Origin of the sequence: Natronomonas salina, from assembly GCF_013391105.1 — an archaeon.
Taxonomy (GTDB): Archaea; Halobacteriota; Halobacteria; order Halobacteriales; family Haloarculaceae; genus Natronomonas; species Natronomonas salina.
Window position 1 is genome coordinate 1,217,919 of record NZ_CP058335.1, and the last position, 14,627, is coordinate 1,232,545.

Consider the following 14,627-nt stretch of genomic DNA (forward strand, 5'->3'; position numbering starts at 1 on the left):
GGAGCGGAATAAATGTAACTAGTGTAAGTGATGTCACTCGCTCGGTTCGCGGACGGCCATCCCGGCGATGAAATCGGTGAGGTCCGTCGCCGAGATGATGCCGATGACCTCACCATCGTCGTCGACGACGGGGAAGTGGCTGATACCGCGCTCGACCATCTCGCTGGCGATCTCCGGGATCGGTCGGTCGGGGTCCGTCGTGACGATCTCGGTGGTCATGTGGTCGCCGACGGTGGTCGTGTCCTTCGGCGTCCCCTCGGCGACGATCTTCACGAAGTCCGTCGAGGTGAGGATGCCGATGGGCTGGCAGTCGTCGTCGATGGCGACGATCGAGCGGATTCCCTCCTCGAGCATGGCGTCGGCGACCTCCTCGACCGCCGTCTCGGGGTCGACCGTCAGCACTGGCGCGGTCATCAGCTGGCGGACGTCGATGTCGGACATATGGGTACCATTCACCAGGTCGGGGATTAACCTTGTCCTCGGGTCCAATCTCGCTGGAACGGGCCTCAGTACGTCCGCAGGTTCGCCCACAGTTCTTCGAGGCGCCCCCGGGTCGACGGCCGGGGAACCCCCTTCGGCTCCCGGGCCGTGGCCGTGCCGTACCGGTCGAACTCGGTGACGATGCGGTACTCGTACCGCCGCTCGGCGTCGTCGTTCGAACGGTCCTCGAACTGGAGGGCTTCGGGCGGGGGCTCCACGGCCCGGTGGTCGTCGAGTTCGAGCAACCGGCCGGTCTCACGGTCGATCGTCGCTGTGATCGAGCAGTCCTCGGTCGGCCGCACCAGGATCGGCGGCACCTTCGCGTACGCCTCACGACCGGCGATCTCGTAAGTGACCGTCTCGTCGGTCTCTTGTGCGAGCGTCCAGTTGACGTCCGGCGAGAGGACGTACTCACTGCGCGTGGAGGGGCCGATCCAGTCACCGTCGTTCGGCACGTAGCGGCTGGTTCGACCGTGCTCATCGGTCAACTCTACATGGTCGTCGGGACTCGACGGCGTCTCGGCAATCGGATCGCGAATGAGCGTCCCGGCGGAGAAGTACCATACAGAGGTCAACGGCGGGTCGGACGGTCCGACGTTCTTCGCCCGGGCGTGGTGGGATTGCGCTGTCGTGTGCGGGAACACTGCCGGCGGCATCCCGGGCGGCATTGCGTACGTGGTGTAGACTTCGAGATACCGGTGCCGGGACCGTTGCTGGTCGCGCCGGTAGCGTGCGTGGCGGTACGGGTCGGCGTTTGTGCCATCGTCGAGGACGGTCACTCTTGACACCGCCCGGTGGTCGAGGACGTGGAGGAGTCGGGCCGCCTCGTAGATACGCTCGCCGGGCGGCAACGAGTCGTCGACCGTCTCCCGGGGCGCGTATCGCCGGACGTTCGCGAGTCGCGCGCCGACGTAGCCGCCGAGGCCGGTCGTCACCGCCCCTGCCCCGGCGAGGAATCGCCGCCGTTTCACGGCGAGTCACCCTGCTTCGGGCGCCGGTTGACGACGTCGAGCGTCGCGGAGTGGGGGCCATCGGGTGCGGTCCAGACGATCCGGAGCGGCGTCTCCCGGTCCGTCCCGACGGTGATCGAGTCGCCTGGCTCCAGCGGGAACGACGCAGCCGCGGGCCCGGATCGCGACACCCAGACGAACTCCTCGCGCGAGTCCTCGTCGAGGACGTACAGCGTCTCGGTGTTCCGCTCCGTGAGCGTCGTCCCGTACTCGAAGGTCAGGCGGTGGGCCGACCCCGTCCATCGGTGGCCGACGTAGACGTTGGGCGCCGACAGGGGGCCGTCGGGAGGTTCGGGGGCTGCGGTACAGCCTGCGAACGTGGCGACCCCGAGTGCGATGACCTCTCTCCGACGCATCGGCGTGACTACTGGGCTGGCTGATAAATGTCTTCGTCCAGCATCCAGAAGCGAAACACGATTACCGCTCCCCGCACAGCCACGGATATGGAGTACCACGAGGCGGCGAACTTCCTGTTCGACCTCCGCCGGTACTCGCCGCGGACGGGCGTCGAGTCCACGCGGCGACTCCTCGCACATCTCGACGACCCGCAGTCGGAGCTCCGGTTCGTCCAGGTCGCCGGGTCGAACGGGAAGGGCAGCACCGCCCGCATGGTCGAGAGCGTCCTCCGGGAGGCCGGCCTCGACGTCGGGCTCTACACCTCGCCGCACCTCGACGACCTCCGCGAGCGCGTCCGCGTCAACGGCCGGAAGGTCTCGAAGCGGGCCGTCGTCGAGTACGTCGAGGCGATCGAGGAGTACGCCACCGACGAGGCCGCCGCCGGGGCCTCGCCGACCTTCTTCGAGGGCGTCACCGCCTTCGGCATCTGGGCGTTCGCTCGCGCCGACGTCGACGTCGCCGTCCTCGAGGTCGGGCATCGGCGGGAAGTACGACGCGACCAGCGCCGTCGCCCCCGAGGCCAGCGCCGTCACGAACGTCACCCTCGAACACGCCGACGTACTCGGCGATACCGTCCCGGAGATCGCTCGCGACATGGCCGCCGTCGCCCCGGGAGACGCGCCGCTGGTGACGGCCGCCGAGGGCGAGGCACTCGACGCCATCGACGAGGTCGTCGACGACCGGCTGCTGGTCGGGACGGGCGAAGACGCAGCTGTCACGGTAGCCGACCACGGACGGGAGGGACTCGAACAGGCCGTCAAGATCGAACGCGAGGTGGAGGACGACTGGGGCTGGCAGGTGGAGACCCGGCTGCCGGTCTTGGGCTCCTACCAGGCGCGCAACGCCGGCGTCGCGGCGACGCTGGCGCGGCAGATCGAGGACGTCTCCGAGGACGACCTCGCGCGCGGGCTCCGGAACGCCCACTGGCCGGGACGCTTCGAAGTGATGGACCGCGACCCGCTGGTCGTCCTCGACGGCGCGCACAACCCAGGGGGCTGTGCGGGACTCGAGGCGACCCTCGAGACCTTCGACTACGGCGACCTGCACGTCGTCTTCGGCGCGATGTGCGACAAGGACCACGGCGAGATGATCGCCGCGCTCCCGGACGCCGACCGGGCGTACACCTGCGAACCGGACAACGAGCGCGCCGAGTCCGCAGCGGCGCTGGCGACCGCCTTCGAGACCGCTGGTCGGGCCGACGAGGTGGTGGCGTCGGGTAACGTCGCCGACACGGTCGGCGCCGCCATCGAGGCCGCGGGGCCGGACGACGCGGTCGTCGTCACCGGGTCGCTGTTCACCGTCGCGGAGGCCCGCCGCCGCTGGACCCGGCTGAAGGTGCCCAAGCGCGTCCCGGACCTCGAGCGGGCGCGGGAGGTCCTCGCCGACGCGGACGTCGCCGAGCCGGCCGTCCGGCGGCTGCGAAACGAGGGCGTCCACCGGGTACTACAGACGCGCGTCCAGCCCCGGCAGGCGCGGGCGCTCGAGGCGGAGATGCCGCGAGTGGGCGGGGAGTGCGCCGTCTCCGCCGTCGCCGAGCAGGACGAGGAGTACGTCGACGTCGTCCTCACGGGGACGCTGGCGGCGTTCGACCGACTGACGGATGCCCTCGAGGACCGCCCGTACGGACTCGAGTCGCTGGCCGGAGAGCTCCGCGGAGCGCTGGGCATCCAGCGGGCCCCCGAGACCGACGGTTTCCCCTGGGCCGACCGCACAGCCGTCATGGGTATCCTGAACGTGACGCCCGACTCCTTCCACGACGGCGGTCGCTACGCGGCGACCGAGGACGCCATCGAGCAGGCCGAGGCGATGGTCGCCGACGGCGTCGATATCGTCGACGTCGGCGGGGAGTCGACGCGACCGGGCGCCGACCCCGTCCCGGTCGAGGAGGAGCTCGACCGCGTCGTCCCGGTCGTCGAGTCGCTCGCGGACGTCGACGCGCTGGTCTCCGTCGACACACGGAAGGCCGAGGTGGCCCGCGCCGCCATGGAGGCGGGCGCGGACATCCTCAACGACGTCTCGGGGCTCGAGGACCCCGAGATGCGGCTGGTCGCCGCCGAGTACGACGCGCCGGTCGTCGTGATGCACTCCATCAACGCGCCGGTCGACCCCGACGCGGACGTCGAGTACGACGACGTCGTCGCGGACGCCCTGGACGCCCTCGTCGAGCGCGTCCTGCTGGCCGAGAAGGCCGGCCTCGACCGCTCGCAGATCATCGTCGACCCCGGCATCGGCTTCGGGAAGACGTCGACGGAGAGCTTCGAGCTCCTGGGTCGCGTCGACGAGTTCCGGGCGCTGGGCTGTCCCGTCCTGGTCGGCCACTCCCGGAAGTCGATGTTCGACCGCGTCGGCGCCGACGGCACGGAGGACCGGCTCGCGGCGACCGTCGCAGCGAGCGCGGTGGCCGCCGAGCGCGGCGCGGACATCGTCCGCGTCCACGACGTCGCCGAGAACGTGGCCGCGGTGCGGACCGTCGCGGCAGCCGACGACCCCGAGCGGTTCCGGGACCGCGACTGAGGGCGCCCGACGGAGGCACAGGAACCTTATCCCAGGCGCGAGACGGCCCGTTCATGGTAGAATGGAAGTCGACGCTGGCCAGCGCCGTTCTGATCGCCGTGCTGTTCGGGATCTTCTATCGACTGTGGCAGTCACTCGGCGTCACCGACAGCGTCGTCGTCGACCTCCTCGTGCCGTTCGTGGTCGCCCTGGTGGTCGCCTTCGGCATCTCCGTCGCCTACTACGCGCTGCGGGCGCGGATGCGGACCAGATAGGGCGACGAGGGGACGACGGGGTCAGTCCGTCGCCGCCTGTCCGGTTCCGGCGTCGGCTCTCGGCCCGCGACCGTAGATGTCGTCGATGTCGTCCTGGAAGGCGCTGCGGATGTTCCGTCGCTTCTTCTTCATCGACGGCGTCAGCAGGTCGTTGTCCGCGGTCCACTCCTCGGCGACGAGCCGGAACTCCTTGATCTGCTCGTGGTGGCCGAGCGTCTCGTTGACGCGGTCGACCTCCTCGGCGACCCACTCGCGGACCCGGTCGTCTCGGGTCGCGGCCTCGGGGTCGCGCGGGACGTCGACGTCCTCGTCGTCGGCCCAGTCCCACAGCTCCTCGAAGTTGGGTTTGATGACCGCGCCGACGAACTTCTCGTCGTCGCCGACGACCATGATCTGGTCGACCCGCGGCGACGTCGAGAACGCGTCCTCGATGGGTTCGGGCGCGACGTTCTTGCCCGTATCGAGGACGAGGAGGTTCTTCCGGCGGTCGACGAAGCTGTAGTAGCCGTCGGCATCCCGCGAGACGATGTCGCCGGTCCGGAAGTAGCCGTCGTCGGTGAACGCGCGGTCGGTCTTCTCGGGCTTCTGCCAGTAGCCGCGGAAGACATTCGGTCCCTTCGCGAGCAGTTCGCCGACCTCGCCGTCGACCGCCTCCTTCTGGGTGGCGCTGACGACGTCGGGGTCGAGCCGGAGGTCGACGTCGCAGAGCGCGGCGCCCATCGTCCCGACGTGGATGTCCTCGGGCGGGTTGAACGTCAGCCCCGGCGCGGTCTCGGTGAGTCCGTACCCCTCGATGATGGTGACGCCCATCACGCGGTAGAGCCGGGCCAGTTCCTCCGAGAGCGAGCCGCCGCCGGAGATGAACATCTCGATGTTGCCGCCGAGGGCCTCCCGGACCGTCGAGAAGACGAGCCGGTCGGCGACCGAGAGCTTCGCCTCGAGGAACGGCCCGGGGTCGTCGGCGCGGTCGTACTCCTGGGCGACGTCGACGGACCACTCGAAGATGCGCTTCTTGAGGCCGGACTCGCTGGCCTGCTCGCGGATGCCGTTGTAGATGCGCTCGAAGACCCGCGGGACCGCCGCCGCGAAGTTCGGCTGGACCTGCTGGATGTCCTCGGCGATGGTGTCGGTGCTGCCGGCGTACGCCAGCGTGACGCCGCCGCCGAGGCTCTGGAAGTGGTTCGACCGCTCGAAGGCGTGCGCGAGCGGCAGCAGCGCCAGCGACGTCTTCCCGGCCTCCAGCGTCGGCACGTCCTCGGGCTTGTCCGGCCGCGGCCCGATGCGTTTCCGGACCTGGTTGAGGCAGGTCCGCCAGTTCTTGTGGGTCAGCTCCACGCCCTTCGGGTCGCCCGTCGTCCCGGAGGTGTAGACGAGACTGGAGAGCTCCTCCCAGTCCTGGTCGTCGACCCAGCGTTCGACGGCCTCGGGGTCGTAGTCCGCGTCGCCGAGGTCGTACACCTCGTCGAGCGTGTAGACGTCCGCCTCGAGGACGTCCGTCGCTTCGTCGTCGTCGAGCAGCACCGCGAACTCGACGTCGACCTCGTCTTCGACCGCCGCGACGTTGTCCAGGAGCTCGCGGTTCTCGACGACCACGCCGGTCGCCCCGGGGTCGTTCAGCAGGTACTGGACCTGCTCGGGCGACGACTCCGTGTAGACGGTCGTGACGACCGCGTCCGTCGTCATCAGCGCGAGGTCGGCGTGGGCCCACTCCATGCGGGTGTCCGCGTAGATGCTCACGCGGTCGTCCGGCTCGACGCCGAGGTCGCGGAACCCGGCCGCCAGCCGCCCGACGATATCGCCGACCTCGCGGTAGCTCAGTTCGGCGTAGCCGCCGTGCGGCGCCGCGGGCACGACGTCGCCAGCGACGAGTGCCCGGTCGTAGACGCCGCCCTTGTACATCTGGCAGGCGCCGTCGTCGTACCGCTCCACGGCGTCGAAGAACAGCCGCGGGATGGTCGTCTCCCCGATTACCTCGTCCGTGTACTCCCGTTCGGCCTCTTTCCAGCCCATGCCCGAGTGTTAATACCAACCACACTTGAAACTATCCGGAAAACAAGCCTCTCGATACCGATGCAGCAGACGAGGAAGAACTGCTGATTTCGTTGGATTCGTAGTGGTCGCCTACACCTCGACGCCGCACTCCCGGAAGAGCTCGAGGTACCGCCGGGTGATGGCGTCGTGGTCGAACTGCTGGAACTCCTTGTCGACGTCGCGGAACCCCCGACTCCAGGCGTCCTCGATGGCGTCGTCGAGGTTCTCCATGTCGGTGACGCGGATGCCCCGTTCGCGGCGCTCCACGAGTTCGTGGGCGCTGGAGTCGCCCTGGTACTCGACGACGCCGACGCAGCCACAGGCCAGCGCCCACAGCAGTTCCTCGGCGAAGTGAGCGCGCTTGGCGGTCTGGACGAACGTCTGGGCGCCGCGGTAGATGGCGACGCGCTCCGCGCGGTCGCACTCGCCGACGAACTCGACGCGGTCGCCGAGGTGAAGGTCCCGGGCCTGCCGCTCGTAGTCGGCGCGCTCGGGGCCGTCGCCGATGACCGTCGCCGTCCAGTCGGTCTGTCCGCGGAGCTCCGCCAGTGCCAGCAGCAGGCTCTCGAGGTTGGCGTCGGCGTCGAGGCGCCGCGCGTAGACGACGTCGCGGTAGTCGGCGGGTTCGGTCGACTCGATCACCGAGAAGTCGATGCTCTGGGGGACGACCGTCGCGGCCGCGTCGCTGGCGCCCCACTCGCGGACGCGCGTGCGGTGAAGCTCCGAGGGCGTGACGACCCTGGTCGGGAGCTTGGCGGCGAACTTGGTGACTCGCGAGTCGTCGATGCCGCGCTCGTCGCCGTACCAGTCGCAAATGACTGGCGCCCGGGCGAGCGTGCCGCCCACGGATGCGGCCACTGCAGTCCCGGGCGGCGACGGGGAGACGAGGACCACGTCCGGTCGGTCTCGGAAGAGCAGGCCCGGGACGCGAGAGACGAACAGCGCCGGCGAGTCGAAGGTGACCGCCTCGTACTGGAGGTCGTCGAACTCGAGGCGACGCCCGGACTCCTCCCACCAGGCGACGCAGTAGACGGTGACCTCGTGGCCGCGGTCGGCGAGGGCTGCGGCGAGCCGCCGGAGCCTGAGAGCCCCGGTACGCTCTGACTTCGGCGGCGGGTTCCTGACGACGACCGCGACGCGCATGGAACCCTCGACGACGGCCGGTGGCAAAAAGGGCGCGGAAGCCGAACCGCCGCGGATCGATCGACGGGTGACGTTCGATATCGGCTGTTAAGCAATTACTAATTAGATAAATATGAGCACTACCTAACTCGAATCGAATCGGTCGTATACCGAGATACCCGGTTAAAACAGCTAAACCAGTACGTTGTACTTACCAGAACGTTGCATGAGCACCGAAGGTGGTAAGAGACTCCTACCAGACACTTACGGCGTGGTTCGAGGGGCGATCGCGGAGGTCGTCGGCCTCGTCCGGGGCGCAGCGTTCTGGCTCGCGGCACTGTTGCCGCTGTCGTACCTGCCGCTGCTGCAGGCGGCGTCGCTGTCGTTCGCCGGGTTCACAAAACTCCTCGTCGTCAACATCGTCGCACTGCTGGTAGGCCACAGTTACAGGAACGAGGGAGGGGGGAACGACCGAGGTAGACCCAACTGACACGTCGCGAGCGGAAGCCCACAGGCTTCAGCCGTGGGAGGAGGTAAAGACCGGGCGAATCGCTATTAGGTCAGGCGCCACATCGAGGAGACGTGTACGACATCGAACGGTATCTGAACGTCCGGAGCGCGTTCGGGGCGTCGTTCGCGCCCGACGGCACGCTGGCGTTCCGGCTCGACGCCACCGGCACGCCGCAGGTGTGGACCCTCGAGGAACCGGGGTCGTGGCCCGACCAGCGAACCTTCTATGACGAGCGGATCACCTTCGCCTCGTGGTCGCCGGAACGACAGGAGCTCGCCTTCGGGATGGACGAGGGCGGCAACGAGCGCCAGCAGCTGTTCCGACTGGACGACGACGGCGTCGTCACGAACCTCACCCAGACCGACGCCAAGCACCGCTGGGGCGGCTGGAGCCACGACGGCGAGCGCATCGCGTTCGCCTCGAACCGCCGCGACGAGTCCGTCTTCGACGTCTACGTCCAGGGCCGCGAGGAGACTGGCGACGACGCCGAGCTGATCGTCGAGGGCGATGGCTGGCTCTCGCTGGGCGGCTGGAGTCCCGACGACTCGCGGCTGCTCGTCCACGAGGCGTACTCCAGTTTCGACCACGACGTCCACGTCCTCGACGTCGAGTCCGGCGAGCTGACGCATCTGACTGACCACTCCGAGGGCGAGATCCGCTACAGCAGCCTCTCGTGGGCGCCCGACGGCGAGGCGTTCTACTGCTGTACGGACCTCGATGCCGACACGCTGTACCTCGCCCGCGTCGACGCCGAGACCGGCGACATCGACGTCGTCGAGGAGGGCGGCGACTGGAACCTCGACGGCATCGCGCTGGACGACGAGACCGGCCGGCTGGTCTACTCGCGGAACGTCGACGGCTACACCGAACTGACCGTGGGCGAACTCGCTGGCCCGACGACCATCGAGGAGTACCCAGCCCCCGATATCCCGGCAGGTGTCTCGGGTGGCGTCGCGTTCGACGACGACGCCGAGCGGTTCGCGCTGACCGTCACCGCGGACACCGTGAACACGAACGTCTACGTCGTCGACGTCGAGACCGGCGACGCCGAGCGCTGGACGCACGCCTCGACCGCGGGCATCCCCGAAGCGTCGTTCGTCGAGAGCGACCTCGCCCACTACGACACCTTCGACGATCGCGAAATTCCGGGGTATCTCTCGTTACCCGACGACGTCCCGGAGGCCGGCGCACCCGTCGTCATCGACATCCACGGCGGCCCTGAGAGCCAGCGCCGGCCGTCGTTCTCGCCGGTCAAGCAGTACTTGCTCGCCCACGGCTACGCGGTCTTCGAGCCGAACGTCCGCGGGTCGACCGGCTACGGCCGCGAGTACACCCATCTCGACGACGTCGAGAAGCGGATGGACTCCGTCGCCGACATCGAGGCCGCCGCGGAGTGGCTCGCCGCGCGCCCGGAGATCGACGGCGACCGCATCGTCGCCAAGGGCGGCTCCTACGGCGGCTTCATGGTGCTCGCCGCGCTGACGGAGTACCCCGACATCTGGGCTGCGGGCATCGACGTCGTCGGCATCGCGAACTTCGTGACGTTCCTCGAGAACACGGGGTCGTGGCGCCGCGCGCTCCGCGAGGCCGAGTACGGCTCCCTCGAGGACGACCGCGAGTTCCTCGAGTCCATCTCGCCGATCAACAACGTTGAGCGCATCCAGGCACCACTGTTCGTCCTCCACGGCGCCAACGACCCGCGCGTCCCGGTCGGCGAGGCCGAACAGATCGCCGAAGAAGCCGATGGCCAGGGCGTCCCAGTCCGGAAGCTCATCTTCGACGACGAGGGCCACGGCCTCTCGAAGCGCGAGAACCGCATCGAGGCCTACACCGAGATCGTCGAGTTCCTCGACGAGCGCGTGTAGGGACTGGAAGGACAGCGAGCGATGGGGGGTTGTTTGGAGGGGACTGAGAACCCGTCGAGCAGCAGTCCTAATCTGATGTGCTTCGGCTGGATTCTTCCTCCACCCTCCAGGACGATTCAGCCGCCAGTGACAGTGATATCACGTTCATACCGGATATCGCCGTCGTCATATGTGAACAAGAGGGAGGTGTTGTAGACTGCACTTGTCGTGAACGGCTCCGGGGAACCATCCTCGCCAAGCAAGTCCCGGACGAACTCGGAGAGAGACAAGGTATCAAGTAAATCGTTGAAGGCACTCTCCAACAAGGAGTCGTATTCAGACCTCAGGTTATCACGAAATTCCGACTGAGAGTTGTCGGCGATGAAGTGATAGGACCCATGGACTTCGTCCCCGCCCACCCAGTACATATTGTGGGCACCAAGCTCGTCGTAGAACGACAGCGCCGGGCAATCAACGGTTGTGTCGCCGCGCAGTTCACTGTTCTCGAAATCGATGGTCGCCCAGTCTCCGGTGACGCGGCAGACACTATCAGGCTCGGTCTCATCATCAGTCGTCACGACCGTCGCGATCTCACCAGTCTCGTTTATTTCGAACAGATAGACTTTCCAGGTCGTCTCGCCGTCATCGATCTGGATCCAGAAGACGTCACTTCCGGTCAGTAACTCGTTGACCAGGTCACTCATATCCGCCAAGAAGCTCTGGTCGACCCCTTTTAGCTCGTCACGCCTGACAGTCACATTGAGGTCGCGGGTGTGAACATCCGGGGCGATGAGCCAGTTCGTCCGGTCACCCAGTCCAAGTGGATCGATTGTCGAATCGAGGAGGTACTGATCCAGGGAGTCGTCAGCCGGCATGAAGTCACCAGGCGTGTGCTGGGAGACGCGCACGCCCTCTGTCATTCCACCGACCTGGATCGAGGCTGATCGTCCCCGGACTGCACTCTCTCGACCAGCGCGGACGTCCCATCGTTCAACTGACGCGTGAACCTTGTCCTGCCGCTCCTGGTATGAGTGGTCATCCTCATTCCAGTTCGCGTTTCGGGCGGCGAGTGAGAGCCGTTCTTCCGCATTCGTCGCGAAGTCAACCGCATCTGACGTCGAGGTAGCCTCCTGTGTGGCGAGGTTTTCCGTATAGATCGCTCCATTAAGGACGATTGCCAGTCCGACGAAGAGGACAGCAATCAGCAGGGCTCCGATCACCATCACTTGGCCGCGCGCTTCGTTCCCCCCGATCATCTGGCTTCGAATCGATGCTGACGTACATAAATGAAGGCGGCCATTCACCCGACGATTACGAGGAGAAATACATGGAAAGATCGCTAATAAGCGAGATTTGAGCAGTGTTTCACTCCGGCGGTGTTCGATGTAGCCTGCTCGACCTGAGCGACTTGTTTCACGCCAGATATTCGAAGGATGGGATGTCCTTGCAGACCTTCAACTACATACTGGATTCTATGTGGCTTCCGTCCCTATGTCCGGTATGCGTGTCGCAGTCGCCGGGACGTTCGGCCCGCTCCACGACGGCCACCGCGAGATGTTTGCTGCAGCACTGGCACGCGGCGACGACGGGGTCGTCGTCGGGCTCGCAAGCGATAGATTCGCGATCGATTCGCGGCGTCCGGACCCGCGGCCGATCCCACCCTTTGAGGAGCGCAAGCAGGCCGTACCGGAACTGCTCAACGACCTCGACGAGTGGGACCGTGACTTCGAGATACGCGAGTTCGACGACGAGTACGGGTTCGCGGACGACGACCCCTCGCTGGACGGACTGGTCGTCTCGCCGGAGACCGACGACCTCGTCGACGACATCAATCGACGACGAGAAGAGCGAGGCATGGACCCGCTCGAACCGATCGTCGTCGACCACGTCCTCGCCGAGGACGGCGAACCCATCTCGTCGACGCGGATCGTCCGCGGGGAGATCGACGAGCACGGGCGGCTACTCGAGTGACGAGGAGAACCTCGAAGCTGGATTAGGAGGATTGGAACGGGTGAGCTGATGTTCGGCTTGCAAATGCGGGCAGAACCCACTTTGTTTGTCAACCTCTATCATGGTGTGTCGGAGGTGACGATGAGAGAGCCGTCACCTCCGCGCCGTATCGGCTTGGAACTCCATCAACACGCTGCCGGCGACACGCGACGCACCATTTTTCCAGAATAGGCGACACTCCAGCAGTCGTAACTCACCCGTACGGCCACAAGGTTAATGCTACGCCACACCATACCATAGTTCAAGGAGGTGACGAAACAGTCTATCGCGCATACAACGACGATGTCGACGACGAGGCAACGCCCAAGACAACAATATCCCGTCACCCTTCTGGCACCGGCAGCCCGATTTTTTCAAACCCGTAACCAGCGGCGCCTGACGTAACAGCGACCGACCGGGCCGAATTCCGTATAGTTCCCGTCGCCTAGCGCGCGTTCTCGATCTCCTCGAGTGCGTCTGGATTCTCGATGGAGGACATGTCGCCGAGGTCCTCGCCGGTGTAGGTCGCCTCGATGGCGCGCCGGATGATCTTCCCGGACTGGGTCTTCGGGAACTCGTCGACGAACAGTACCTCGCGCGGACGGAATGGCTTGCCGTGCTCCTCGCCGACCTTCTCGCGGAGCTCCTCCCGAAGAGCGTCGCTGACCTGGTAGCCCGGCTCGAGGACGACGTACGTGACGACGGCCGTCCCGGTAGTGTCGTCGGGGACGCCGACCGCCGCGGCCTGGTTGACAGCCTCGTGTTCGATGAGCGCGCCCTCGATCTCCGCGGGGCCGACCTTCCGGCCGGCGACGTTGAGCGCGTCGTCGGCGCGGCCGTGCAGGAACCAGAAGCCGTCCTCGTCCTTCTGGGCCCAGTCGCCGTGGTCCCACATCGGTGGGTCCTCGAAGCTCGACCAGTACTCGTGGAGATACCGGTCGTCGCCCTGCCACAGCGACTTCGTCATCGAGGGACAGGAATCCCGAGCGACGAGGTATCCGCGCTCGTGAGTCTCGCGGATCGACTCGCCGGTCTCGTCGACGATGTCGATGTCCATCCCGAGGCCGGGGCCGCCCAGCGTACAGGGTTTCAGCGACTGGATGGGCATCGGCATCAGGAAGCAGCCGAAGATCTCGGTACCGCCGGAGATGTTGATGATCGGCGCCTCGCCGCCGCCGACCTCCTCGTAGAACCACAGCCACGACTCGGGGTCCCACGGCTCGCCGGTCGAGCCCAGGAGGCGGAGACTGGAGAGGTCGTGACCCTCGACCCACTCGTCGCCCTGCTTGCGGAGCGCGCGGATCGCGGTCGGCGAGATGCCGAACTGCGTGACGTCGTGGCGATCGATGAGCTCCCAGAAGCGGTCCGGCTCGGGGTGGTCCGGCGCCCCCTCGTACATCACCATCGTCCCGCCGAAGGTGTGGGTGCCGATGAGCGTCCACGGCCCCATCATCCAGCCGATGTCGGAGACCCAGAAGAACCGGTCGCTCGGCTTGAGGTCGAACCCGAAGTACACCTCCTTGGCTGCCTGCAGTTGGGCGCCGGCGTGGGTGTGGACGATGCCCTTCGGCGTGCCCGTCGTCCCCGACGAATAGAGGAGCATGCACTCGTCGTCGGAGGCGAGCTCCCGCGTTGCGAAGTCGTCGGACTGCTGGTCGACCGCGTCCGTCCAGTACTCGTCGCGGCCGTCGGTCATCGCGGGGTCGGAGTCCGGGAAGCGCCGATAGACGACGACGTTCTCGACGTCGTGGTCGGCCTCCTCGATGGCCTCGTCGGCGGGCTCCTTGAGGCTCACCTCGTCGCCGCGGCGGTAGAAGCCGTCCGCCGTGAACAGGACGTCCGCTTCGGGGTCCTCGATGCGCGTCGCGGTGGCGTCGACGCCGAACCCCGAGAAGATGGGGACGGCGATGGCGCCGACCTTGAAGCAGCCGTAGAGGATCGAGATGACCTCCGGGACCATCGGCATGTACGTCGCGACGGTGTCGCCCTTGCCGACGCCCACGGCGTCGAGGTAGTTGGCGACCTGGTTGGACTGCCGCTGCAGTTCGTGGTACGTGAAGTTCCGCGTCTCGCCGTCCTCGCCCTCCCAGATGCAGGCGACCTTGTTGCGGCGCTCCTCGCCGCGGGCGGCGTGGCGGTCGACCGAGTTGTGCGCGACGTTCAGCTCGCCGCCCGGATACCAGTCGGTGAACTGCGGGCCCTCGGTGTCGTCGCGGACCGCGTCGTACTCCTCGTACCACTCGATGCCCATGTAGTCGGGAAGCTCGTCCCAGAACCAGTCGACGTCGCCCGTCGTCCGCTCGATGAGCTCGTCGTAGTCGTCGATGTCGTACTCCTGCATGAACTGCCAGACGTTGGTCGACTCGACGAACTCCCGGTCGGGCTCGTGGACGACCTCGTCGAACTCCTCCAGTGATTCCATATGCCACGTGTTCGCACCCGGCGGCAAGTAGGTTTCGTACGCGATTTAATTAAG

11 protein-coding genes and 1 pseudogene are annotated in these 14,627 nt (G+C 66.8%); 5 read left to right on the top strand and 7 right to left on the bottom strand.

Annotation, left to right across the window (positions count from 1 at the left end):
- Positions 1 to 33 precede the first annotated feature (33 nt).
- From HWV07_RS06655 to HWV07_RS06665, 3 genes are all read right to left on the bottom strand, one after another.
- Positions 34 to 441: a CBS domain-containing protein gene (locus HWV07_RS06655; protein WP_178333552.1), complete on the bottom strand. Its 408-nt coding sequence runs from the start codon at positions 439 to 441 to the stop codon at positions 34 to 36.
- Positions 442 to 506: 65 nt separating this feature from the next.
- Positions 507 to 1,451 (bottom strand): hypothetical protein, encoded by a 945-nt coding sequence (locus HWV07_RS06660; protein WP_178333553.1) that lies wholly within the window; start codon positions 1,449 to 1,451, stop codon positions 507 to 509.
- The gene (locus HWV07_RS06665) at positions 1,448 to 1,846 is read right to left on the bottom strand and encodes a hypothetical protein (RefSeq protein WP_178333554.1); all 399 of its coding nucleotides are present in this window, start codon (positions 1,844 to 1,846) and stop codon (positions 1,448 to 1,450) included. Before HWV07_RS06665 ends, HWV07_RS06660 begins: the two co-directional genes overlap by 4 nt.
- Positions 1,847 to 1,933: 87 nt before the next feature.
- Here HWV07_RS06665 and folP point away from each other — a divergent pair.
- Positions 1,934 to 4,400 (top strand): annotated as a pseudogene (gene folP, locus HWV07_RS06670) (dihydropteroate synthase).
- A 53-nt stretch (positions 4,401 to 4,453) separates the two neighbouring features.
- Positions 4,454 to 4,654 carry a hypothetical protein gene (locus HWV07_RS06675; RefSeq protein WP_178333555.1) on the top strand — a complete coding sequence of 67 codons (201 nt, stop codon included), beginning with the start codon at positions 4,454 to 4,456 and terminating at the stop codon, positions 4,652 to 4,654.
- A 21-nt stretch (positions 4,655 to 4,675) separates the two neighbouring features.
- On the opposite strand, the gene HWV07_RS06680 is transcribed toward HWV07_RS06675, so the two are convergent.
- Positions 4,676 to 6,664 carry an AMP-dependent synthetase/ligase gene (locus tag HWV07_RS06680; RefSeq protein WP_178333556.1) on the bottom strand — a complete coding sequence of 663 codons (1,989 nt, stop codon included), beginning with the start codon at positions 6,662 to 6,664 and terminating at the stop codon, positions 4,676 to 4,678.
- A gap of 111 nt (positions 6,665 to 6,775) precedes the next feature.
- Positions 6,776 to 7,828, bottom strand: a complete 1,053-nt coding sequence (locus HWV07_RS06685; protein ID WP_178333557.1) for a glycosyltransferase — start codon at positions 7,826 to 7,828, stop codon at positions 6,776 to 6,778.
- A gap of 205 nt (positions 7,829 to 8,033) precedes the next feature.
- On the opposite strand from HWV07_RS06685, the gene HWV07_RS06690 reads away from it, so the two are divergent.
- A complete protein-coding gene (locus HWV07_RS06690) occupies positions 8,034 to 8,297 on the top strand; it encodes a DUF8028 family protein (protein WP_211694237.1) in 264 nt (87 codons plus the stop codon).
- A gap of 92 nt (positions 8,298 to 8,389) precedes the next feature.
- Entirely contained in the window at positions 8,390 to 10,183 is a 1,794-nt protein-coding gene (locus HWV07_RS06695) for a S9 family peptidase (protein WP_178333558.1), read from the top strand.
- A 116-nt stretch (positions 10,184 to 10,299) separates the two neighbouring features.
- Here the strand turns inward: HWV07_RS06695 and HWV07_RS06700 are convergent, their stop codons facing one another.
- Complete coding sequence (locus HWV07_RS06700; protein WP_178333559.1) at positions 10,300 to 11,418, bottom strand: DUF7261 family protein; 1,119 nt, start codon at positions 11,416 to 11,418, stop codon at positions 10,300 to 10,302.
- 244 nt (positions 11,419 to 11,662) lie between these two features.
- On the opposite strand from HWV07_RS06700, the gene HWV07_RS06705 reads away from it, so the two are divergent.
- The gene (locus HWV07_RS06705; protein ID WP_178333560.1) at positions 11,663 to 12,133 is read left to right on the top strand and encodes a phosphopantetheine adenylyltransferase; all 471 of its coding nucleotides are present in this window, start codon (positions 11,663 to 11,665) and stop codon (positions 12,131 to 12,133) included.
- Between the two features lie 463 nt (positions 12,134 to 12,596).
- Here HWV07_RS06705 and HWV07_RS06710 read toward each other — a convergent pair whose 3' ends face one another.
- Complete coding sequence (locus tag HWV07_RS06710; protein WP_178333561.1) at positions 12,597 to 14,573, bottom strand: AMP-binding protein; 1,977 nt, start codon at positions 14,571 to 14,573, stop codon at positions 12,597 to 12,599.
- Positions 14,574 to 14,627: the final 54 nt, after the last annotated feature.